This is a genomic window from Sphingobium xenophagum, from assembly GCF_031457465.1.
In the GTDB taxonomy this organism is placed as follows: Bacteria; Pseudomonadota; Alphaproteobacteria; order Sphingomonadales; family Sphingomonadaceae; genus Sphingobium; species Sphingobium xenophagum_A.
In genome coordinates this window covers 36,654-57,806 of the sequence record NZ_JAVDWV010000015.1, presented here as the reverse complement: position 1 = coordinate 57,806, position 21,153 = coordinate 36,654, and the positions used below count along the sequence as shown (strand labels likewise).

At 62.2% G+C, this 21,153-nt stretch carries 21 protein-coding genes; 14 read left to right on the top strand and 7 right to left on the bottom strand.

Features of this window, described 5'->3' with window-relative positions; translation table 11 throughout:
• Positions 1-18 precede the first annotated feature (18 nt).
• From J2W40_RS15745 to J2W40_RS15730, 4 genes are all read left to right on the top strand, one after another.
• Positions 19-405 carry a PH domain-containing protein gene (locus J2W40_RS15745; protein WP_310226542.1) on the top strand — a complete coding sequence of 129 codons (387 nt, stop codon included), beginning with the start codon at positions 19-21 and terminating at the stop codon, positions 403-405.
• Between the two features lie 173 nt (positions 406-578).
• A complete protein-coding gene (locus J2W40_RS15740) occupies positions 579-1,262 on the top strand; it encodes a hypothetical protein (protein WP_310226693.1) in 684 nt (227 codons plus the stop codon).
• A 48-nt stretch (positions 1,263-1,310) separates the two neighbouring features.
• Positions 1,311-2,462 (top strand): JmjC domain-containing protein, encoded by a 1,152-nt coding sequence (locus J2W40_RS15735; protein ID WP_310226692.1) that lies wholly within the window; start codon positions 1,311-1,313, stop codon positions 2,460-2,462.
• A 5-nt stretch (positions 2,463-2,467) separates the two neighbouring features.
• Positions 2,468-3,010 (top strand): pseudouridine synthase, encoded by a 543-nt coding sequence (locus tag J2W40_RS15730; RefSeq protein WP_310226690.1) that lies wholly within the window; start codon positions 2,468-2,470, stop codon positions 3,008-3,010.
• A gap of 18 nt (positions 3,011-3,028) precedes the next feature.
• On the opposite strand, the gene J2W40_RS15725 is transcribed toward J2W40_RS15730, so the two are convergent.
• Positions 3,029-3,307, bottom strand: a complete 279-nt coding sequence (locus J2W40_RS15725; protein WP_310226540.1) for an I78 family peptidase inhibitor — start codon at positions 3,305-3,307, stop codon at positions 3,029-3,031.
• A gap of 116 nt (positions 3,308-3,423) precedes the next feature.
• Entirely contained in the window at positions 3,424-4,590 is a 1,167-nt protein-coding gene (gene rnd / locus J2W40_RS15720; protein WP_310226538.1) for a ribonuclease D, read from the bottom strand.
• Positions 4,591-4,719: 129 nt separating this feature from the next.
• On the opposite strand from rnd, the gene aspS reads away from it, so the two are divergent.
• From aspS to J2W40_RS15695, 5 genes are all read left to right on the top strand, one after another.
• On the top strand, positions 4,720-6,504 hold the full coding sequence (gene aspS, locus J2W40_RS15715) for an aspartate--tRNA ligase (protein ID WP_310226536.1): 1,785 nt from the start codon (positions 4,720-4,722) through the stop codon (positions 6,502-6,504).
• Between the two features lie 36 nt (positions 6,505-6,540).
• Positions 6,541-7,158, top strand: coding sequence for a phosphatase PAP2 family protein (locus J2W40_RS15710; RefSeq protein ID WP_310226533.1), 618 nt, complete (start codon positions 6,541-6,543; stop codon positions 7,156-7,158).
• 39 nt (positions 7,159-7,197) lie between these two features.
• Positions 7,198-7,989 (top strand): polyphosphate kinase 2 family protein, encoded by a 792-nt coding sequence (locus J2W40_RS15705; RefSeq protein WP_310226531.1) that lies wholly within the window; start codon positions 7,198-7,200, stop codon positions 7,987-7,989.
• Between the two features lie 82 nt (positions 7,990-8,071).
• A complete protein-coding gene (locus J2W40_RS15700; protein ID WP_310226528.1) occupies positions 8,072-9,352 on the top strand; it encodes a methyl-accepting chemotaxis protein in 1,281 nt (426 codons plus the stop codon).
• An 87-nt stretch (positions 9,353-9,439) separates the two neighbouring features.
• A complete protein-coding gene (locus J2W40_RS15695) occupies positions 9,440-9,625 on the top strand; it encodes a hypothetical protein (RefSeq protein WP_310226526.1) in 186 nt (61 codons plus the stop codon).
• Positions 9,626-9,668: 43 nt separating this feature from the next.
• Here J2W40_RS15695 and J2W40_RS15690 read toward each other — a convergent pair whose 3' ends face one another.
• Positions 9,669-9,995: a hypothetical protein gene (locus J2W40_RS15690; protein ID WP_310226524.1), complete on the bottom strand. Its 327-nt coding sequence runs from the start codon at positions 9,993-9,995 to the stop codon at positions 9,669-9,671.
• A gap of 20 nt (positions 9,996-10,015) precedes the next feature.
• Positions 10,016-10,957, bottom strand: a complete 942-nt coding sequence (gene pip / locus J2W40_RS15685; protein ID WP_310226521.1) for a prolyl aminopeptidase — start codon at positions 10,955-10,957, stop codon at positions 10,016-10,018.
• A gap of 203 nt (positions 10,958-11,160) precedes the next feature.
• On the opposite strand from pip, the gene J2W40_RS15680 reads away from it, so the two are divergent.
• Both J2W40_RS15680 and J2W40_RS15675 read left to right on the top strand, forming a co-directional pair.
• Positions 11,161-13,926: a TonB-dependent receptor gene (locus J2W40_RS15680; RefSeq protein WP_409050390.1), complete on the top strand. Its 2,766-nt coding sequence runs from the start codon at positions 11,161-11,163 to the stop codon at positions 13,924-13,926.
• Positions 13,927-14,001: 75 nt separating this feature from the next.
• Positions 14,002-14,424: a response regulator gene (locus J2W40_RS15675; RefSeq protein ID WP_310226517.1), complete on the top strand. Its 423-nt coding sequence runs from the start codon at positions 14,002-14,004 to the stop codon at positions 14,422-14,424.
• Positions 14,425-14,490: 66 nt separating this feature from the next.
• On the opposite strand, the gene J2W40_RS15670 is transcribed toward J2W40_RS15675, so the two are convergent.
• The 3 genes from J2W40_RS15670 to dnaN form a co-directional block, all read right to left on the bottom strand.
• Positions 14,491-14,697 (bottom strand): hypothetical protein, encoded by a 207-nt coding sequence (locus tag J2W40_RS15670; RefSeq protein WP_310226515.1) that lies wholly within the window; start codon positions 14,695-14,697, stop codon positions 14,491-14,493.
• 114 nt (positions 14,698-14,811) lie between these two features.
• Complete coding sequence (locus J2W40_RS15665; RefSeq protein ID WP_310226512.1) at positions 14,812-17,436, bottom strand: EAL domain-containing protein; 2,625 nt, start codon at positions 17,434-17,436, stop codon at positions 14,812-14,814.
• Positions 17,437-17,533: 97 nt separating this feature from the next.
• The gene (dnaN, locus tag J2W40_RS15660) at positions 17,534-18,646 is read right to left on the bottom strand and encodes a DNA polymerase III subunit beta (RefSeq protein WP_310226510.1); all 1,113 of its coding nucleotides are present in this window, start codon (positions 18,644-18,646) and stop codon (positions 17,534-17,536) included.
• A gap of 171 nt (positions 18,647-18,817) precedes the next feature.
• Here dnaN and J2W40_RS15655 point away from each other — a divergent pair, with 171 nt between their 5' ends.
• The 3 genes from J2W40_RS15655 (at position 18,818) to J2W40_RS15645 (ending at position 21,128) form a co-directional block, all read left to right on the top strand.
• Positions 18,818-19,306: a hypothetical protein gene (locus tag J2W40_RS15655; RefSeq protein ID WP_310226508.1), complete on the top strand. Its 489-nt coding sequence runs from the start codon at positions 18,818-18,820 to the stop codon at positions 19,304-19,306.
• Positions 19,307-19,350: 44 nt separating this feature from the next.
• Complete coding sequence (rlmN, locus tag J2W40_RS15650; RefSeq protein WP_310226506.1) at positions 19,351-20,619, top strand: dual-specificity RNA methyltransferase RlmN; 1,269 nt, start codon at positions 19,351-19,353, stop codon at positions 20,617-20,619.
• A gap of 86 nt (positions 20,620-20,705) precedes the next feature.
• Positions 20,706-21,128, top strand: coding sequence for a hypothetical protein (locus tag J2W40_RS15645; RefSeq protein ID WP_310226503.1), 423 nt, complete (start codon positions 20,706-20,708; stop codon positions 21,126-21,128).
• Positions 21,129-21,153: the final 25 nt, after the last annotated feature.

The following is a 21,153-nucleotide window of genomic DNA, read 5'->3' as shown; positions in this document are numbered from 1 at the left end:
CCACGCGCGGGAGGCAGCATGAGCGACACTTGGCTGTATGACGAAAATCCTGCCATGTTCCGGGCGCACCCCCTGCTGTTCACGCTACTGCTGCTGTCGGTGGTTGGCATAATGGCCATCGCCATCTGGTGGGTGATGCACAAAGGGGAACGGCTGGCCCTGTCCGATCGGGAGGTGCTGCTGGAACGGGGGCTGTTGTCCAAGCAGCGGACCGAGGTTGCCTTGTCGAGTATCCGCAGCGTGCGCATCACCCAGAGCCTCGGCCAGCGCATCTTCGACGTGGGCCATGTAGAGATGTTCAGTGCCGGTGACGTAGCGGAAATCGCGATCAAGAACATGCCGCGCCCTGGCCGTATCCGGGCGCTGGCGGCCGCTCGCAACCTCGACCTTTTGCCGCAGCGCTAAGGGCATATTGCACGCCGCGCTTGACTTGCGCGCAAATATTCCAACGATAGCAGCCACAAGGGAGCCGCATCAGAGCATCCCCGCAGGCAGGATGGACGCCAGAAAGGACCGCCGGTCGCATCATGCGGCACGGCGCTCATAAAGGGGTGCTCTGCATGGTAGGCCTGCGCGTGATGCCTTCATTGCCGGATTTGACGGCCGAGCAGCGCGCGGACATCCGCCAGGCATGCGGCTTTGCCTGTGTGCGCTGCGGCGTCACCCTCTATCGCTATCTGGGATTGCCCGACGGGCCGGGCGCAACCTTGCTATGCCCGACCTGCCACGGCCTTGTCGAAGAAGGGCGGCTCACCCCGACCCAGGTCCATAGTTTCCACGCCAATCCCGTGGTGCGCCAGCGGCATTTCGCACGCGACCGGCTGCCCTTTTCCTCTGAACTGCCCCACCTCATCGTCGGCGGATCACGGGTGCTGCGCGATACCCCGATCCCGATCACGCTGGAGGGCGAACCGATCCTGATCTTTGCCCCGCCCCGCCGGATCAATGGCGCGACTCGGATCAGCGTGCGGCTGGGCGGGCCGGATGGCGAGCCGGTGCAGGTGATCGACGGCAATGAATGGCTGCCGACCGATGGCAGCTGGCACTTCCTGCTGCGCGGCGATCGCTATTCGATGATGGCTGCGCGGGGCGACGGTCTGGCCGTGCTGCGCATCGTGACCCGCAACCGGATCGCGGTGGAGCATCTGCGCACGACGATCAGAGGGCGACGGTTGGAAGTGACGCCCGACTGGCTGGAGATTGACGGCAAACGCTATATCGATCGGATCGGCAGCGGGACGCTTATCGGGCTGGAACTGTAGACTCCCCCACTTTTTGACAGCGAGGGCGTATGGGCCCAAGGCTGCATGATGCAACTTTGCCATTTCGATATCGACCAATTCCTGCGCAACCATTGGCAGAAGACGCCTGCGCTCATCCGCAATCCTTGGAACGACTGGCGCAATCCGCTGGAGCCGGATGAATTGGCGGGTCTGGCGTGCGAAGAGGGCGTGGAATCCCGCCTCATCATGGCAGCGGGCGACCGGCTGGCGATGGAAAGTGGCCCGCTGCCCGAAACCCGCTTCGGTGATCTGGGGCGCGAGCCATGGACCCTGCTGGTGCAGGCGGTGGACCAGCAGGTGCCCGATGTCGCGGCGCTGATCGAACCCTTCCGCTTTGTGCCCGACTGGCGGATCGACGATGTGATGGTCAGCTATGCCAGCGATGGCGGCGGCGTGGGCGCGCATTTCGACCAATATGACGTGTTCCTGGTGCAGGGCCTGGGCCGCAGGCGCTGGCGCGTGGGACCGCGCTGCGACAGCGCGACGCCACTCTTGCCGCATGACGACTTGCGCCTGATCGCCGACTTCGAGGCGACCGACGAATGGGTGCTGGAGCCGGGCGATATCCTCTATGTCCCACCCTGCTTCGCGCATGATGGCGTCGCGGTGGGCGATGACTGTATGACCTATTCGATCGGCTTCCGCGCGCCATCGCGCGCCGAACTGGTCGAACATTGGAGCGAACATCTGGTCGATGCCTTGCCCGACGAGGATCGCTATGCCGACCCCGACCTGGTGCGGCAGGCGCATCCCGGTGAAATCTCGGCCTCGGCGATCGACCGATTGCACGGGCTGGTGCTGGAAGCGCTGGGCGACCGGACGACCTTCGCCCGCTGGTTCGGCGCCTATAGCAGCCAGCCCAAATATGCTGACACCGATTGGCAGCCCGAAGAACCCGCTGACGTCAACATGGCCCGCGCACTGATCGCGGCGCAAGTGCCGCTATGCCGCAATCCCGCGAGCCGCTTCGCTTTCATGGCGCAGCCGGACGGCGCGGTGACCCTGTTCGTGGACGGGCAGAGTTTCGATTGCGTCGGGGATGGCGCGCTACTGGCGCGTGCCTTGTGCGGGCGCGGCGACCTGATGGTCGATCCCGCCCTGGCCGGGTCCGACACGGCGCTGACGCTGATCGCGGCGCTGATCGATCAGGGCAGCGTTGCCTTTGACGAGGGGGAATGACGACCATGACGCTGATCCTGTTCAACAAACCCTTCAATGTCCTGTGTCAGTTCACGCCGGAGCCGAACGGCCCGGAGCGCCCAACGCTCAAAGATTATATCGATGTGCCGGGCGTCTATCCCGCCGGTCGGCTGGACACGGACAGCGAAGGGTTGCTGCTGCTGACCGACGACGGCCGGTTGCAGGCACGGATCGCCGACCCGCGCTTCAAGATGCCCAAAACCTATCTGGCGCAGGTGGAGGGCGAGCCGGATGAGGCGGCGCTCGACACGCTGCGGCGCGGGGTGACGCTCAAGGACGGGCGGACCTTGCCGGCCGAGGTCGAGCGAATCGACGACCCTGCGCTGTGGCCACGCGACCCGCCGGTGCGGTTCCGCAAGACCGTCACCGATTGCTGGATCAGCCTGACCATCCGCGAGGGCAAAAACCGCCAGGTGCGGCGCATGACCGCGGCCGTGGGACATCCCACGCTGCGCCTGGTGCGCTGGCGGATCGGGGATTGGACGCTCGATGGCGTGGAGCCCGGAACATGGCGCGACGCGGGCTGAGGCCAGCCCGCAAAGCCATCAGCCGCACCGCGCCGAGGTGATCAGCATTGCCTCGTCATAGCTGACCGTCAGGCGATCCGGGCGGAAGTCCATCGTCATCGCCATGCCGGGGCCACCCCAGCGCAAACTCTTGGCACCAGACTCCTGGAGCAGGGCGGCGGCGGTGTCGGCGCTGGCCTTCTGGCCCGTAAAGCGGGCGAGACTGTCATGGTGGCAACTGCCATCGGCCGTGACCGGCGGGGTGGTAGCGCAGGCGGCGAGGGCAAGCGCGCTTGCAAGGGACAGGATGTTGCGCATGATGTTTCTCTCCTTACCCAATTTCCACTATCCGTTCGGGCTGAGCCTGTCGAAGCCCCTTACTTCTTTCCAGAGAAGGACAGTCCTTCGACAAGCTCAGGGCGAACGGCCTTTATTTATTCCGTGCGTGTCATCTTCAAGCGACCACCCTTGACCGCGAAGGCCAGCCGCCCTTCGACCAGATCCACCGCATCGCGGCCAAACTGTTCGTAGCGCCAGCCTTCTAGGATCGACAGGCCGTCGCGGACACCCGCCGCCAGCGCTTCAATGTCATCCGACCGCGCGAGCAGACGGGAGGCGACGTTGATGTCGCGCGAACGGATCTTGAGTAGCAGCTTGAGCAGGTCCGCGACCAGCGCACCATCCTTGCCCAGCCCCGGACGCCGCGGTTCGCGGTCGGGCATCTCGTCTTTGCCCAGCGGCTGATGCTTGGCGATCGCGTTCATCAGTCGTGCGCCGATATCATTGGTGCGCCAGGTGGCGGACAGGCCGCGCACCTTGCCCAGATCTTCCTGCGTGCGCGGCGGATGGCTGGCGATGTCGGCCAGCGTCTCGTCCTTGACGATGCGGCCGCGCGGCAGATTCTTGTCCTGTGCCTCGATCTCGCGCCAGGCGGCCAGCGCCTTCAACCGGCCCAGCACATCGGCCTTCTTGCTGGCGATGCGGACGCGCTTCCACGCTTCTTCGGGCAGGTTTTCATAGTTGGACGGATCGCTGATCCGCTCCATTTCCTGGTCGAGCCAGTCGCCACGCCCGGTCTTGCGCAATTCTTCCAGCATCTTGGGGAATATCTGGATGAGATAGGTGACATCGCCGATCGCATAGTCGATCTGGCGCTTGTCGAGCGGACGGCGCGCCCAATCGGTAAAACGGGCGCCCTTGTCGAGCTGCACGCCCATCCACGCCTCGACCAGATTGCCATAGCCAATTTGTTCGCCAAGGCCGAGCGCCATCGCCGCAATTTGGGTATCGAACATCGGGTGCGGCGTCTTGCCGGTCAGGTTGTGGACGATCTCTATGTCCTGCCCGCCCGCATGAAAAATCTTCAGCACATCCTCATTCTCGCACATCAGGTCGAGCAGGGGCTTGAGGTCGATGCCCGGCGCCATCGGGTCGATCGCGGCGGCCTCATGCGGGTCGGCGACCTGCACCAGGCACAGTTCGGGCCAATAGCTGTTTTCGCGCATGAATTCGGTATCGACCGCGATATAGGGGGATTTTGCGATACGGGCACAAAATGCGGCCAGGGTCTTGCTGTCGGTAATCAGCGGATGAATTTGCATATAGTCTTCGATCTTATTATGGGCAGGCCCGCTCCCTGGCGGGCTCGTCGCTAGTCGACGTTCCAGCCCATAACCCGGCTGCAACACTTTGTCATTTCCGTAAAACGAAGCTGAAAGAACCCAAACGCCATGCACGCCTATCGCACCCACACTTGCGGCGCCCTTCGTGAAGCCGATGTCGGCGCGACCGTCCGCCTGTCCGGCTGGGTCCATCGCAAGCGCGATCATGGCGGCGTGTTGTTCATCGACCTGCGCGATCATTATGGCATCAGCCAGGTGGTGGCAAAGGCCGACAGCGAAGCGTTGCACGTGCTGGAAGGGCTGCGGCTCGAATCGGTCGTGACCATCGACGGGACGGTCGTCGCGCGCGGCCCCGAAGCGACCAATCCGAAGATGGAAACCGGCGCGATCGAAATCGTCGCGGACAGCGTGACCGTGTTGTCTACCGCCGCCGAACTGCCGCTGCCGGTGGCGGGTGAGCAGGATTATCCCGAAGATATCCGCCTGCGCTACCGCTTCCTCGATCTGCGGCGCGAAACGCTGCATGGCAATATCGTCAAGCGCACGAAGATCATTTCCGACATGCGCCGCCGTATGGAAGATGCAGGCTTCACCGAATATTCGACGCCGATCCTGACCGCGTCCAGCCCTGAAGGCGCGCGCGACTTCCTGGTGCCGAGCCGCATCCATGCGGGCAAATTCTACGCCCTGCCGCAGGCGCCGCAGCAATATAAGCAGTTGCTGATGGTCGCAGGTTTCGACCGCTATTTCCAGATCGCCCCCTGTTTCCGCGACGAAGATCCGCGCGCCGACCGGCTGCCTGGCGAATTCTACCAACTCGATCTGGAGATGAGCTTCGTCACGCAGGAAGAAGTGTGGGACACGATGGAGCCGGTCATCGCCCAGATCTTCGAGAAATTCGCCGACGGCAAGCCAGTGACGCCCGCGGGCAGCTTCCGCCGCATTCCCCATGCCGAGGCGCTGCTGAAATATGGCAGCGACAAGCCGGACTTGCGCAACCCGATCGAAATCACCGATGTCACCGAGCATTTCGCCGGTTCGGGCTTCGGCATCTTCGCCAGCCTAGTCGACAGCGGCAGCGTCATTCGCGCGATCCCGGCACCGGGTGCTGGGGCTGGCAGCCGCAAATTCTTCGACGAAATGAATAATTGGGCGCGCGGCGAGGGCTATTCGGGCCTTGGCTATATCAACATCAAGGATGGCGTCCCCGGCGGCCCGATCGCCAAAAATCATGGCGAGGAAGCGACCGCGAAGCTGATCGCGGCGCTGGGCCTCGGCGCGAATGACGGCGTATTCTTCGCCGCTGGCAAGGAATCGCAGGCGGCCAAGCTGGCGGGCCTCGCCCGGACGCGCGTGGGCGAGACGCTCGACCTCATCGACAAGGATCGGTTCGACCTGTGCTGGATCGTCGATTTCCCCTTCTACGAATATGATGAGGACACCAAGTCGGTCGATTTCGCGCACAACCCCTTCTCCATGCCGCAGGGTGGCCTCGACGCGCTGAACAATCAGGATCCGCTGACGATCAACGCCTATCAGTACGACATGGTCTGCAACGGGTTCGAAATCGCATCGGGATCGATCCGCAACCAGTCGCCCGAATTGATGGTCAAGGCGTTCGAACTGGTCGGCCTGTCGCAGCAGGATGTCGAAGAGCGCTTCGGCGGCCTTTATCGCGCCTTCCAATATGGCGCGCCGCCCCATGGTGGCATGGCCGCTGGCGTCGATCGCATCGTGATGCTGCTGTGCGGCGCGCAGAATCTGCGCGAAATCACGCTGTTCCCGATGAACCAGCGCGCCGAAGACCTGCTGATGGGCGCGCCCAGCGCCGCCGAGTTCAAGCAGTTGCGCGAACTCCATGTCCGCGTGGTGGAGCCGCAGGCCAAGGGCTGACCCGGCATTGTCATGCGCGGTTTTCAGGAGAACAGCATGAAGACCCGCAGGACCATGACCCGCCGCCCGCTGCTCCCGCTCTGCGCGATCGGTCTGCTGCTCGGCCTGCTCAACTGGGCGCTGCAGGGGCCGTTGCCCGGTGAAGCGGCGCTGACGCGCGGCTTGCAGGCGCTGTTCGGGCATCAGCCCGGCTGGGCGAATATCATGACCAAGAGCGCGACCGAGCCATGGATGTGGGCGATGACGCTGGCGGTCGCCATCCTGCTCCATATGCTGCACGGCGCGCGCATGGCGCTGGCCGCGCCGATCAGCTTTGCCTTGGCGATCGCGGCCGACGGCCTGCTGCGCTTCTACATCCATTCACCCCGTCCGCTGGCGGCACTGGTTGCAGTCGCCAAGCCCAGCCCGTCCTCAGGCCTGCCCTCGACCTATGGACTGGTCACTGGGGCGACGATCGGCTTGCTGGCGATCGTCACGCTGGCAGATCGGCGCGCGGTGGTGCGGGCGATCGGCTGGATCGCGATCGGCTGGATGGTGGCGGGCTGGGCCGCGCGGGTGACGATGGGCGGGCATTGGACCAGCCAGTTGCTGGCCAGCTACGCGCTGTCGGCGATCATGGCGCTGGGCGTCGTCAGGCTGCTGCGCCGGGGTTGAGCCTCGACAGCGTGCCCACGCAGCGTCATGATGGCGCTCATGACCATCACCCTCACCGACTATGAATCCGCGCCGAAATTCGATGGCGATTATGATTCGACGCTGGCGGCCTTGCAGGAGCGGCTGGCCAAGATCCAGGTCGCGCATATCCTGCACAAGCGGCGCAGCGTCATCCTGCTGGAGGGCTGGGACGCAGCGGGCAAGGGCGGGATCATCAAGCGGATGTCGGCCGATTGGGACCCGCGCTTCTATCAGGTCCATCCCATCGCCGCGCCCAATGAGGTCGAGCGCGACCATCATTTCCTGTGGCGCTTCTGGACCCGACTGCCCGCCAGCGGCAATATCGCTATCTTCGATCGTAGCTGGTATGGCCGCGTGCTGGTCGAACGGGTGGAGGGCTTCGCCAAGAAGGCGGAGTGGAAGCGCGGCTATGACGAGATCAATGCCTTCGAAAAGCAGCAGACCGATGCCGGCATGAACATGGTCAAATTGTTCGTCCACATCACCCAGGAAACACAGGACGAGCAACTGGCGCAGCGGCTCGATACGCCATGGAAGCGGTGGAAGACCGGCGCTGACGATTATCGCAACCGCGCACGGCGGGACGATTATCTCGACGCGATGCATGCGATGTTCAAAAAGACCGATACCAAACATGCCCCTTGGCACGTCATCGACAATAATCATCGCAAGACCGGGCGGATCGCGGCGCTGACCTATGTCGCCGAACGGCTGGAACAATTGGTGCCGATGGATTTTCCTGCGGCGGACCCGGCCGTGGTGAAACTGGCGGAACAAGCCTTTGGCTATGTTCCTGGAAAGTCGCAGTAAAATATTGCAAATACAAGGGCTTGTAACATTATTGTCATAAATTCCTAACGGCCTGTTTACCAATGGACGCTAACGCGCACTCATGCTTGCCGCGCGTCTTTCCCTGTCCGATACCAGTCCCGTCATAAGGCTGGGCCGCCCGCTCAGCGAAGCGGTCGATTGTTTTCAGGATGATTCCGGGCTGCGGCTACTGCCGGTGCTGGATGAGGCCGACAGACCGGCCGGCGCGATCTACGAACGCGACATGCGGCGCATCCTGTTCAACCCCTTCGGCCATGCGCTGTTGCGCAATCCCAGCTTCGGCGGACGGCTGGACGATCATGTCCGGCCCTGTGCCACAGTCGAGCGCAGCGCGGCCGTGGAACATATGGTCGATCTCTATGCCGCGCAGGGGGCCGGGTGCGAGGGGCTGATCCTGGTCGATCGCGGGCGCTATGCCGGTGTGCTGGGCGGCCCGTTGCTCCTGCGCCTGACGGCCGAGCGCGACGCGCGGACGGCCCTGGCCCGCACCGAACGCGCCGAGCGGATCACGCGGGAAAGTACGGGCTTTCGCGCCGATATCTGCGCGCTGATCGCGGACATGGTGGCGATGGCGGAGCAATTGTCGGTCCTGGCGGGACAAGTGTCGGACCGGGCGACCGGTGATCGCGCTGATTCGGCGGCCATGGCGGTCGCGGCGGTGCAGACCGCCGACCGGCTTGCGGCGCTGCAGAGCGGGGGCGCGGAACTGGGCCAATTATTCGCAGCGATGGAGGCCGAAGCGCGCGATGCAGGCGCGGCCATGCGCGAGGCGGCAGCACGGAGCCGGTCGGGCCTGGCACAAAGCGCGGCGCTACGCGACGAAGCCGACGGGATTGGCGAGGTCGTCGCGCTGATTGACGCCATTGCTGGCGCCACAGCGATGCTGGCCCTCAATGCCGGGATTGAGGCGGCGCGCGCGGGCGAGGCGGGGCAGGGCTTTGCCGTAGTCGCACGCGAGGTGAAATCGCTCGCCGCGCAGACGCGCGCGGCGGCGGCGGGCATTGGCGAGCGTATCGACCATATCCGCGCTGCGGTGAGCGATGTCGCTGCGGGCCACGCTACCATTGATGACGCAATGACGCGCGCCGATCGGCTCTCCACGGCCTTGTTTGACGCGATGGCGCGACAGGGCGCTTTCAGCCGCACCATCGCGGACAGCGTGGCGGAAGCAGGCTCGTCCAGCGATCATATTCGCGCTGGCGCGCAGGCGATCAGCGATAATGCGCTCGCCACGGCGCAAGGCGCGCAGGAGATGCGTGCGGTGGCCCGGCGATTGGCCGACGAGGCCCACCGGCTGGAAACTCGTGCCGGTGGCTTCATTGCGGAAATTCGCGCGGCTTGATCCGCCTTCATCGGGCCGCCGCAAAAAGCTCTGGCGCGGGACGAAAATAGCGATAGGCTGGGCGTTCATAAAAAAGGAGAGGACGCCATGCTCGTCATGTTCGTGGGCACAGACCGGACGGAAACCGCCGTCAACGCCGCGCAGGTCACCTTCGTCTCATCCGTCAATGACGGCACCCGCATCCGTTTTGGCGAAGGTCGCAGCGTAACAGTCACCGAACCCATCGCCGAAGTGCTCGAAAGCCTCAACAGGTCGCTGCGCCCGCACGAATGAGGGGACGTCCAGAGCGCCCTTTGGGCGTTCTGTCTGGTGATGATCAATCTCTGCGGCTGGTCACTCGACCCGTGCCGTCGCTAGTGATTTCAATCAGATGCGCGCTGTCATTATCGCATTGCGCTTTCCATCCCATCACGCCCTTGCGCACTTCTGTCCGAACCGACTCGCTCACCACCGGACAAGCCGCGCCCGATGCACGGATCGCACGTTCCAGCACGCCATTGCGCTGGGCCTCATCCAGTTGGGCGACCTGCGCGGCAGCGCCTGTCTCCGGCATGGCCTGATTATTCGCGGCAGCCGTCGGCGCATCATTGCCGCCACAGGAGGCAAGACCCAAAGCCGCCACAATCATGATCATCGTCCGCATGTCACTATCTCCTATGCTATTCAGTCGGCAAAACCATCGGTCGCGCGGATCAGCGCGTCGAGTATGTCCGGTTCGTTGTACGCATGACCCGCGCCTTCGATCATTTCGAACCGTGCCTCCGGCCAGGCTTTGTGCAAAGCCCAGGCGGTTTCGGCCGGGCAAGCCATGTCGTAGCGCCCTTGCACGATGACGCCGGGGATGGTCGCTAGCTTACCCGCATCGCGCAGTAACTGCCCCTCCTCCATCCATCCGCCATGGACGAAGTAATGATTTTCGATGCGGGCAAAGGCCAAGGCGAAATCGTCTGCGTCATGTGCTGCCGACAGCGCCGGGTCGGGCAACAGGCGGATCGTCTCGCCCTCCCACACGCTCCATGCACGGGCGGCCGCGATTTGCGCGGTGCGATCAGGTCCGGTCAGACGGCGATGATAAGCATGGAGCAAATCGCCGCGTTCCTCCGGCGGGATAGGGGCCACGAAGCGCTCCCATTTGTCGGGATAGATGCGGCTTGCGCCATGTTGATAATACCAGTCGATCTCGCTGTGCCGGATGGTGAAGATGCCGCGCAGGATGAGTTCCGAGACGCGGTCCGCATGCGTCTGCGCATAGGCAAGCGCCAGCGTCGAACCCCAACTGCCGCCGAACACCAGCCATTGATCGACCCCCACCATCGCGCGCAGCCGCTCGATATCGGCAACCAGATGCCAAGTGGTGTTGGCGTTGAGGTCGGCATGCGGCGTCGACCGGCCGCATCCCCGCTGGTCGAACAGCAGCACATCATAACGCATCGGGTCGAACAGACGGCGATGGTCTGGCGCAATACCGCCCCCTGGCCCGCCATGCAGGAAGACGGCCGGCTTCGCGCCGGGGGTGCCGACCCGCTCCCAATAGACATGGTGGCCGTCGCCAACGTCGAGATGACCAGAGGCGAAAGGGGTGATCGGTGGATAGAATGTGCGCATTGAGCCGCTTCTAGCAGTCTGTGTCGGGCTTCGCCACGAGGCTGTTACGCCTCGGCCAGCCCCGGTTCAGCCACGCTATTACATGTTGCGACAAATTTGTCCGTCTATTGTCAGAGTTCTGCGACAACTGACGGCTAATCGTTCATCAGCATCCGGTCTGATTTTTGGGGGTTTTCGTGCGGTTTTCCACGTCCATAATGTTCATGTCGTTCTTCTGGGGGGCATCGCCCGCCGCGCTGATGGCGCAGACGGTTTCGCCCGGTGCGACACCGGCGCAGATGGACGATGGAGAGGGCGAGGAAATCATCGTCACGGGCCAGGCACCTCGCGGGTCGGTGATCGGCAATATCCAGCCCGAACAGAGTTTGTCCGCCGCTGATGTGCGCGCACTGGGCGTCACGTCCATTTCGGAAATGATCAGCGAATTGTCGCCGCAGACCAATGGCTCGCCGGTCATCCTCTTGAATGGCAAGCGGATATCGAGCTTCTCGGAAATTCAGGACATTCCCTCCGAAGCCGTAGCGCGGGTCGATATATTGCCCGAACAGGTCGCGCTATCTTATGGTTATGCGCCGACACAGAAGGTGGTGAACATCGTCTTGCGTGAGCGGTTCCGCGCTGAGACAGGAGAAGCGCGTGGAGGGGTGACGACGCAGGGCGGACGCGAAAATGGTCAGGTCGAGGCCGGGATGCTGCGTATTCAGGGTGATAATCGCTTCACCCTGAATCTCAAATATGGCCGTGCTGCAGCTCTGCTGGAGAATGAGCGGGATATAATGCCTACGGCGCCAGGCCGTCCCTATTCGCTTGGCGGCAATATTACCGCGCTGACGGTGGGGGATGATATTGATCCGGCGTTTTCGGCATTGGTCGGGCAAAGCGTCACGGTGGCAAGCGTGCCCGGCAGCGCGGCATCCAGTGCGCCCAGCCTCAACGACTTCATCGCGGGTGCGAACATCACCGGCATCAGTGACCTGACGCGCTTTCGTAGTCTTAGCCCGGAGACGGAGAACTTTTCCGCGAATGCCACCTTGGCCCGCGCATTGGGTGGTGTGACCGCTACGCTCAATGGACGGCTGGAGTTGTTGGAGAATGCTTCGTTGCAAGGCCTGTCAGCGAACGCGCTGACACTGCCGGGTGCCAGTCCTTTCTCCCCTTTCGCAGGCGACACGACGCTCTATCGCTATCTGGCGCAGCCGGGTGCCTTGGAGCAGCAGATACGCGGCACCACGGCGCATATCGGACTGACGCTGAACGGTCAGTTGGGGCGCGGCTGGCAATGGTCCTTCACCGGCAATGGCGATCTGTCCATGACCCGGACCCGCACCGATCGTGGCGTGGATAGCGGGCCGATTCAGGCTGCGCTCGATGCCGGAGACGCCAGCGTCAATCCCTATAGCAGCTTCACGCCTGACCTGATCGCCACGCGGCTGTCCGATCAGGCGCGGGCGAAAAGTCAGGCGATCCAAGGCGATCTGTTGATCAGCGGCACCCTGTTCGACCTCCCTGCTGGCGAAGTATCGACCTCAATCAAAATTGGTGCGTCCGCCAATGGTTTTGACAGTCGCTCGATCCGATCGGGCGTGGAAAACGAGGCCCGTTATAACCGGGAGATTGGCAGCGGACAGCTAAGCCTGGATCTGCCGATCACCAGTCGGTCAAAGGATGTGCTGGGTGCCATAGGCGACATCAGCGTTAATCTGAATGCAGCCGCCCAGCATTATTCGGATTTTGGCATGCTTTCGACATTGGGCTATGGCCTGCGGTGGGAGCCGGTAAAGGCGGTACAGGTGCTGGCGTCAGCCAATCAGGATCGCGCAGCGCCAACCGGCGCGCAGATCAATGATCCTCTCATTGCCACGCCCAATATTTCCATCTTTGACTATGCCACCGGACAAAGCGTGTTCGTCACCCAAATATCGGGCGGCAGCGCTACGCTGCGCGAAAGTGTGCGTGACCAGTTCCGCCTGTCGGCGAGGGTAAAGCCCTTCGAAAAGCCCAATCTGACGCTGACCGCCACCTATCTCAACAGCCGCACGACCAATCCGATCGCGGCTTTCCCGACGCCGACCCCGGCGCTTGAGGCGGCTTTCCCTCAGCGCTTTCTGCGTGACGAAAATGGCAGTCTTTTGCAGATCGACGCCCGGCCGATCAATTTCCTCCGCTCGCAGAGCGAACAATTGCGTTGGGGCGTGGACCTGTCGATCCCGATCAAGTCGCGGGTTCAGAAACTCGTAGAAGCCTGGCGTGCCTCTGGCGGCAAGGCGGAAGACCGGCCGCCTGAACTGCAAGCTCTTTTCGGTAACCGGCCGCAGCGCGCGCCGGGGGCGGACGGTGCCGATCGGCCGCGCGGTGAACGCGGCGCAGGGCCTGAGGGCGGGCGCCCACCCGGTCCGCGCGGGGGCGGCTTTGGCGGCGGACGCGGTGGCGGGCAGGGCGGTGGACGGATCAGTTTCAGCCTATACCATAGCTGGCACCTGACCGAACGCATCGACATTGCGCCCGGCGTCCCCCAACTCGACCTGCTGAACGGTGACGCTACAGGATCGGCCGGCGGACAGCCCCGGCATGAGATTGATGCGCGGATCGGCTATACGAACAACGGCATCGGCGCGCGGCTTGGTATAGATTGGGAAAGCGGAACCCATGTCGATGGCGCGTTGAGCGGCACGACAGCCGGGAGTTCGCGCCTGAACTTCGGTAGCCTCGCCACAGCCAATCTGCGCCTGTTCGCCAATCTGGGACAGATGCCGATGCTGGTGAAGGACATGCCGTTCCTGCGCGGCGCGCGGGTGTCGGTTGGCATCGACAATATCTTCAATCAACGCCGCGAAGTGACCGATGCTACCGGCATGACCCCGCTACGCTATCAGCCCGGCTATCTTGATCCGCTGGGCCGCACCGTCTCGATCAGCATCCGCAAATTATTTTCTCCGAATTTTGCTGCTGGTAATCGTCCGCGTAGTTAAATTGCTGTTAGGCACAGCTAAAGTCCGTCGTTGTTCCGCCGTTATGAACCATATCAAAGGTTCGGGAGACGACGGATGAAACCGATCAGGATTGTGGTTGTCGATGATTCGCTCACCATCAGGGCGATGATCGAGACGCTATTGGAACGCGACCGCCGGGTTCAGGTCGTCGGCATCGCGCGCAATGGCGAAGAAGCCATCGACATGATCCGGTTGGAAAAGCCCGATGTCGTGACGCTGGATATCGCCATGCCGGGCAAGGACGGCATGGCGATCCTCGACGAGATCATGGATATGGAGCCATGCCCAGTCATCATGTTGTCCAGCCTGATGCGGGAAGGCGCGCCGATTGTGGCCGAAGCGATGGATCGAGGGGCAGCCGCCTGTTTCAACAAGGCAATGATCGTGCGTGAGGCGACCCGCTTCGTTACGCTTATCAAAGCGGTATCGAGAGGCATGGTTGAGACGGAGGTCGAGCCTGTGGCGATTGCGGCTTAAGCGAGGCATAGGGCGAGAAAAGGAGGCGAAGCGGGTAGCTTCGCCTCCTTTTTGCGCGTCAGATGGTTAGCGCGTAGACGATTTTGAACTGGCGAGCGCCATGGCCTGGGCCGCACCATTGGCAGGCTGGACCGGGTTTTCCTTGCCAGAAATATAATAAGCGCTCAACGTTGCGATACCCAGGACGATCGCCAAGCCCAATATTGCACGGTTTCCGATTGCATGATTATGGCTTGCCGGACGCTTTGCTTCATCATCACCAGGATTGCGCATTATATATTCTCCACTGAGTTTACCCGCGGAGAATAATTGACGTCTCCTGTCTGTGTTCCTGCACAAATTTGTGAAATTTTGTTGCTAGGCCAATCGTTTAGCGAGAAAGTCTCTTCACCCGGATGCAGTTGCCTTGGAATAGCTGCGCAGGGCCGTCAGATCGACCTTGCCGGCAAATTCCACGCCCATCCGATCTTCCTTAGACCAACGGGCGGTTGCGTTTACCGAATAGCCTTCGGCCAATTCGATCGCGAACAAAGTGCCCAGCGGAACATTCCACAATCCTTCAATCAGCGCGCCCGTAGCCGAGATGTTGCGCACACGACCCGTATAGATATGGCCCTCATGGTGAATGGCAACGGTTCGTAACATGGTCTTGCGATCGGGCCGACTGGATTTGAAGCCGTCCATCAATACGGTGACCCCATGCTTGTTATGGCTGGCGGTCACGTCGGCGAAAGGCATGGGGCGGCCATAGATATAGCCTTGGACATGGCTGCACCCCAGTTGGCGGATAAGCGCGAGTTCGTCCTGGGTTTCGGCACCTTCTGCCGTTGTGTCCATACCCAGTGCCTCGGCAAGGCTGACAATCGCCTTGATGATCGCGCTATTGCGGCTGCCTTTAATAGCCGCCCCGCGCACGAAACTCTGGTCGATCTTGATCTTGTCGAACGGGGCCTTCTTCAAATAGCCAAGCGAGGAATAGCCGGTCCCGAAATCGTCGAGCGCCAATCGCACGCCCAAAGCCTTCAATCGCGCGAACATGGCATCAGTGCCATCATCGTCATTGAGGAAGACGCTTTCGGTAATCTCCAGTTCAAGCCGTTCCGGTGCGAGTTGCGATGCCGCCAGGGCGTTCATCACCGTCGACGGAAAACCGGGATTGGCGAATTGTGTTGGCGAAACATTGACCGCAACGCGGATACCTTCATCCCATTGGGCCGCATCCCGGCAGGCAGTGTGTATCACCCATTCCCCGATCTGGCTGATCATCCCGCTATCTTCAGCGATGGGAATGAACAAGGCCGGCGAAATGGGGCCGCGGTCAGGATGTATCCAGCGCAGGAGTGCCTCATATCCCGTAATTTGATCGGTGCGCAGCGACACGATAGGTTGATAGGCCAGATGCAGGCCGTCACAGGCGAGCGCATGGCGCAAATCCTGTTCCAGGCGTCGGCGATCTTCCGCGTCGGCATGCATTTCCGAGGAATAGAAGCGATGAATGCCGCGCCCGTCGCCTTTGGCAGCATAGAGCGCCAGATCGGCGTTGCGGATCAGCGCGTCGGCTGTGACCCCATCATGCGGGGCACAGGATATGCCAATGGACACGCCGATGACCACGGCATTGCCTTCGATCGAATAAGGCTGGGCCACCGTGTTGATGATGGATTGCGCCAACAGGGCCAAGGCATCCCGATCATGGTGACCTGGCAGCAATATCTTGAACTCGTCGCCACCCTGGCGGCCGACCAGTCCTTTCGTGCCTACGGCGCGTTGCAGGCGTTGGCTGACCTGACGCAGCAGGGTGTCACCAGCAGGGTGACCCAGCGTGTCGTTGACCATCTTGAACCGATCAAGGTCCAGCATCATCAACGCGCAGTCGCCAGGCTTGCCGGGGCGGCCGGCGACCGCCTGCTCCAGTGAACTGAGCATCTGAATGCGATTGGCAAGGCCGGTCAGCGAATCGAACCGGGCAAGGCGCGTTACCTCTGCCTGACTGCGACGCATTTCCGTCAGGTCGGTGCCACTACCGCGAAAGCCATGAAACTGGCCATATTCGTTGAATACCGGCTGGCCGGAAATCGACCACCAGCGCTCTTCCTGCGCCATCGCGGCGCAGACCGACAGATCCGAAAAGCCGGTACGCGCCGACAGGTGAAAGCCAAGTGTCCGCTCTCCGTCACCCTGCTGCTTGTCGCTTGGCCTGATGATTTCCGTCATGGGCCGTCCAATCAGCGCGCCCTCACGTGCGTCGAGCGTTTGCGCCAATGTGTCGGAAATATAGGTCAGGCATCCATGCCGGTCGGTTTCCCAGAACCAGCCCCGCCCGGTGCGCTCATGTTCCAGAAGCAAACGGTCCGACCGTTGCGCGCGCAAATCTTGTCGGTGGCGTTCAATCGCATGTTCGCGATCGACCCTGGCCTGCCGAACGGTTGCGATAGCCATGACGATCACACAGCAAATCAGCAGGCCAACCTGCGTCACGCTGTTGTTTTCAAGCACCGCAACCAGCAACAGGCCCAGGAAATAGCCGATTCCTAAAAGACGCCGATCCCCGAAAATGCAGACGGCCAATAGCGCAACCGCCAGTTCGGGCACGGTCGCGAGAAAAACGGCGCTGGGTGCGACTATTGGCTCCTGACCCATCCACAACCAAAGGCTCATGCAAAGGCCTGATACGAACACCATCTGCAACATCAGCCAATTCTGGATGTGCGGCTTGAGCGTCCGAAATACCGCTTGTCGTGGCGCGATCATCAATGCGCCGTCTGCCAGCAGCATGACGGCCAGAATTGAAGCCTGAGCGCCATTTCCTACCTGATAGAAGGGGATATGGAGAAGATTGACGACGCAAATCTTGGCCAGCAGGATGAGGGGCCATAGACGCGCGATCGGGCCGAAGGCACCCGATATCCACGACGCAGCGACTTCCGTTCCACTTTCGGTCAAGCCCAGCGTGACCATCAACGTCATGGGTCGCGATGAAGGATCGGACAGGGAAGCGCGCAATGGGATCATGCGCGAGACAATAGACAGAAGTCGTTGACAGAGGCTTACTGCCAGACCTCTCGCAATCGTAAGATTACGTCATTAGGTCCGGCAGTAGCGCCGACAATCAGACACGCATCGGCATGAGTACATACAGCGCAGGACTGGCGTCATTCTCCCGGATCAATGTCGGCGCTGCCGCGTCGGCAAGATGCAGTTCGACCAAATCGCTGTCTATCTGCCCCAGAATGTCGAGCAGATAACGCGCGTTGAAACCGATATCGAAGCCCTCGCCCTGGAAGGCACCGGGCACTTCTTCGGCCGCCGTGCCATTTTCCGGGCTGGTCACCGACAGAGTGATCTTGTCGCGGTCGAGGCTCATTTTGACGGCGCGGGTCTTTTCCGTGGCAATCGTGGCAACGCGGTCGACCCCTTCTTCGAAACCGCGTGGGTCGATCTTGAGCAATTTATCATTCGCTGTTGGAATGACACGGCTATAATCGGGGAAGGTACCATCGATCAGCTTGCTGGTCAGGATCGCGCTGCCCAAGCCAAAGCGGATCTTGCTCGCCGAAAGGGCGATCTGGACCGATCCATCCACCTCATCGAGTAATTTGCGCAATTCAGCGATGCATTTGCGCGGGATAATGATACCGGGCATCCCATCCGCACCATCGGGCCGCGGCACGGTGATGCGGGCTAGGCGGTGTCCATCGGTCGCCGCTGCGCGCAAAACCGGCTGGCCATCGTCGGCTACATGGAAATAGATACCATTCAGATAATAGCGCGTCTCTTCGGTCGAGATCGCAAAGCGCGTCTTGTCGATGATCTGCTTGAGCGTTTCGGCTGGCAGTTCGAAGCTCGTCGGCAGGTCACCTTCGGCGATGACCGGAAAGTCGTCGCGTGGCAGGGTCGACAGATTGAAGCGCGCGCGCCCGGCCTGGATCAGCATCTTGCCCTCGGCCGCCTGAAGTGAAACCTGACTGCCTTCAGGCAATTTGCGGGCGATGTCGAACAATGTGTGCGCCGAAATCGTGGTGGCACCGGGCTGTTCGACTTGCGCGGCGATGCTGTCAACGATCTGGAGGTCGAGGTCGGTTGCCATCAGCTTGATCGCGCCATCGGCTGATGCTTCGATCAACACATTGGACAGGATCGGGATGGTATTCCGGCGTTCGACCACCGACTGGACGTGACTCAGGCTCTTGAGGAGCGTTGCGCGTTCGATGGTGGCCTTCATGTCCCTGTTCTGTCCGTTTCTTTTTAAGCCGATAGCCGGGGTTCGGTCGAATCCCGGCGACAATGATGGATGGTTCTTCATAACCGCTGTTGCGGCTTGGGCAAGCACTCGCTCAGCCCTTTCGTCAGGGCCGGGGTTGCAAATGGGGACAGGTTGGGCTTTGCCCGTAAGATGCGCGCCGTCCTCTTCCTGCTGATTTTCCTGTTCCTGACGACAAGTCCAGTCGCCGCGCGTGAGTCTTTGGGAATATTCGAGGGCTGGGGCGCGTTCCGCGACTCCGCGACGCCCCGCTGCTACGCCATCGCCCAATCGACGGGGCGCAACGGGCGAAGCGGGAAGGGTTTTGCGGCGGTAAGCACCTGGCCACATCAGAAGGTGCGCGGGCAGGTCCATGTGCGGCTCAGTCGCGCCAGATCGGACAAAGCTCCCGTGACGCTGAGTGTGGGCGAGCGCCGATTTTCCTTGGTGGCTGGCAAGGTTGATGCCTGGGCCATCGACGCGCGCGGCGACGCTGCGATCATTGCGGCCATGCGCTCGGCCAGCAGTATGAGCGTACAAAGCATCGACGCACAGGGCCGCGCCTTCGCTGACAGCTACGCGCTGCGGGGCGCGGCGACGGCGATCGACGCGGCCGCGCTGGGCTGCGCACGGGTGCGGTAGGCGCACGCTTTCACATTTTGTTAAAATCGACTATGGGCGCGGCTATGCAATCAGCCGCCAACCTTGTCATGCCGATTCCCGGCCTTATTGATCCTGTGCCCGTGCCCCGCGCCGTCACGCCGCGTGCGGATGGCCGCACGGACCTGCTGGGCCTATCGCGCCCGCAGATCAAGGCCGTGCTGGAGGAAGCGGGACTGGACGTGAAGGCGGCGAAGCTGCGCGCCAAGCAGTTGTTTCACTGGCTTTATCATCGCGGCGAAACTGATTTCGAGGCGATGACGGACCTCGCCAAGCCGATGCGCGGCTGGATGGCTGAGCGCTTCGTCGTCGGCCGCCCGGAGGTGGTGGAAGCGCAGGTTTCCACCGACGGCACCCGCAAATGGCTGCTGCGGTCGGACGACGGGCAGGATTATGAAATGGTGTTCATCCCCGATGCGGATCGGGGAACATTATGCGTGTCGAGCCAGGTCGGCTGCACGCTGAACTGCCGTTTCTGCCACACGGGCACGATGCGGCTGGTGCGCAATCTGACGCCGGGCGAGATTGTCGGTCAGGTCATGCTGGCGCGGGATGCGCTGGGCGAATGGCCCAAGGGCAATATGGGCAGTGCCGTCGCGGTGGCGGACGACGAAGACGAGGATGCGCCGCAATATTCGCCCGACGGGCGGATGCTGACCAACATCGTGATGATGGGCATGGGCGAGCCGCTCTATAATTTCGAGCATGTCCGCGATGCGCTCAAGGTCGTGATGGACGGCGATGGCCTCGCGCTTTCGCGCCGCCGCATCACGCTTTCGACCAGCGGCGTCATCCCGATGATGGCGCGCGCGAGCGAGGAGATCGGCGTGAACCTCGCCGTCTCGCTCCATGCCGTGACCAAGGACGTGCGTGACGAGCTGGTGCCGCTCAACAAGAAATATGGGATCGAGGAACTGCTCCAGGCCTGCGCCGACTATCCCAAGGCGAGCAATGCCCGGCGCATCACCTTTGAATATGTGATGATCCGCGACAAGAATGACAGCGATGACGATGCGCGCGAATTGGTGCGGTTGCTGCGCAAATATAAGCTGCCCGCGAAGGTCAATCTGATCCCGTTCAATCCTTGGCCGGGCAGCGACTATGAATGTTCGACACCCGATCGCATCCGCGCGTTCAGTTCGATCGTGTTTGAAGGCGGGATTTCCGCGCCGGTCCGCACCCCGCGCGGGCGCGACATCATGGCCGCCTGCGGCCAGTTGAAATCGGCAAGCGAGAAGAAGAGCCGGGCCGAACTCGACCGGCTGGCAGCGGAGAAGCAAGCGGCGCTCGGATAAAGCGGAGCCGGTAACGCGCGCCCAGTACGGCGCGAGACGATAGCCCCGCCCTGATCCGGCGGGGCTTTTCTTTGGGGGGAATGGCAATGACGGATGACGAAATCGAACGGCTGGCGACCGGCTTTTGCGATTGCACCCTGCCCAAAGCGGCATGGACCCATGGCGCGCATTTCGCGACCGCGATTTGGCTGATCCTGCGGCGCGCCGACATCGACCCGGAACGCGACATGCCCGCGATGATCCAGCGCTATAATGAGAGCGTGGGCGGCGTGAATAGCGACACGGGCGGTTATCATGAGACGATCACCCAGGCGTCGCTGCATATGACCCGCGCTCTGCTGGCCACATTGCCGGTGGACGCGACACCCGCAACCGCCTTTGCCGCCCTGATGGCGTCGCCGCTCGGCAACAAGGACTGGCTGTTCACTTACTGGTCGCGCGAGACGCTGATGACCCCTGCGGCACGACGCGCCGGGATCGAACCCGACATCCAGCCGCTTCCCGCATAGAAAAAGGGCGGCCCTTTGCAGGACC

Bases quoted from the DNA above. Each gene is read 5' to 3' on its own strand.
- J2W40_RS15730 (WP_310226690.1), top strand. From the start codon at position 2,468: ATGACGCTGATCCTGTTCAACAAACCCTTCAATGTCCTGTGTCAGTTC.
- J2W40_RS15725 (WP_310226540.1), bottom strand. From the start codon at position 3,307: ATGCGCAACATCCTGTCCCTTGCAAGCGCGCTTGCCCTCGCCGCCTGC.
- J2W40_RS15700 (WP_310226528.1), top strand. From the start codon at position 8,072: ATGCTTGCCGCGCGTCTTTCCCTGTCCGATACCAGTCCCGTCATAAGG.
- J2W40_RS15740 (WP_310226693.1), top strand. From the start codon at position 579: ATGCCTTCATTGCCGGATTTGACGGCCGAGCAGCGCGCGGACATCCGC.
- J2W40_RS15680 (WP_409050390.1), top strand. From the start codon at position 11,161: ATGTCGTTCTTCTGGGGGGCATCGCCCGCCGCGCTGATGGCGCAGACG.
- J2W40_RS15710 (WP_310226533.1), top strand. From the start codon at position 6,541: ATGAAGACCCGCAGGACCATGACCCGCCGCCCGCTGCTCCCGCTCTGC.
- J2W40_RS15670 (WP_310226515.1), bottom strand. From the start codon at position 14,697: ATGCGCAATCCTGGTGATGATGAAGCAAAGCGTCCGGCAAGCCATAAT.
- J2W40_RS15735 (WP_310226692.1), top strand. From the start codon at position 1,311: ATGCAACTTTGCCATTTCGATATCGACCAATTCCTGCGCAACCATTGG.
- J2W40_RS15745 (WP_310226542.1), top strand. From the start codon at position 19: ATGAGCGACACTTGGCTGTATGACGAAAATCCTGCCATGTTCCGGGCG.
- J2W40_RS15645 (WP_310226503.1), top strand. From the start codon at position 20,706: ATGACGGATGACGAAATCGAACGGCTGGCGACCGGCTTTTGCGATTGC.
- J2W40_RS15675 (WP_310226517.1), top strand. From the start codon at position 14,002: ATGAAACCGATCAGGATTGTGGTTGTCGATGATTCGCTCACCATCAGG.
- aspS (WP_310226536.1), top strand. From the start codon at position 4,720: ATGCACGCCTATCGCACCCACACTTGCGGCGCCCTTCGTGAAGCCGAT.
- J2W40_RS15665 (WP_310226512.1), bottom strand. From the start codon at position 17,436: ATGATCCCATTGCGCGCTTCCCTGTCCGATCCTTCATCGCGACCCATG.
- J2W40_RS15695 (WP_310226526.1), top strand. From the start codon at position 9,440: ATGCTCGTCATGTTCGTGGGCACAGACCGGACGGAAACCGCCGTCAAC.
- rnd (WP_310226538.1), bottom strand. From the start codon at position 4,590: ATGCAAATTCATCCGCTGATTACCGACAGCAAGACCCTGGCCGCATTT.
- dnaN (WP_310226510.1), bottom strand. From the start codon at position 18,646: ATGAAGGCCACCATCGAACGCGCAACGCTCCTCAAGAGCCTGAGTCAC.
- rlmN (WP_310226506.1), top strand. From the start codon at position 19,351: ATGCAATCAGCCGCCAACCTTGTCATGCCGATTCCCGGCCTTATTGAT.
- J2W40_RS15655 (WP_310226508.1), top strand. From the start codon at position 18,818: ATGCGCGCCGTCCTCTTCCTGCTGATTTTCCTGTTCCTGACGACAAGT.
- J2W40_RS15690 (WP_310226524.1), bottom strand. From the start codon at position 9,995: ATGCGGACGATGATCATGATTGTGGCGGCTTTGGGTCTTGCCTCCTGT.
- J2W40_RS15705 (WP_310226531.1), top strand. From the start codon at position 7,198: ATGACCATCACCCTCACCGACTATGAATCCGCGCCGAAATTCGATGGC.
- pip (WP_310226521.1), bottom strand. From the start codon at position 10,957: ATGCGCACATTCTATCCACCGATCACCCCTTTCGCCTCTGGTCATCTC.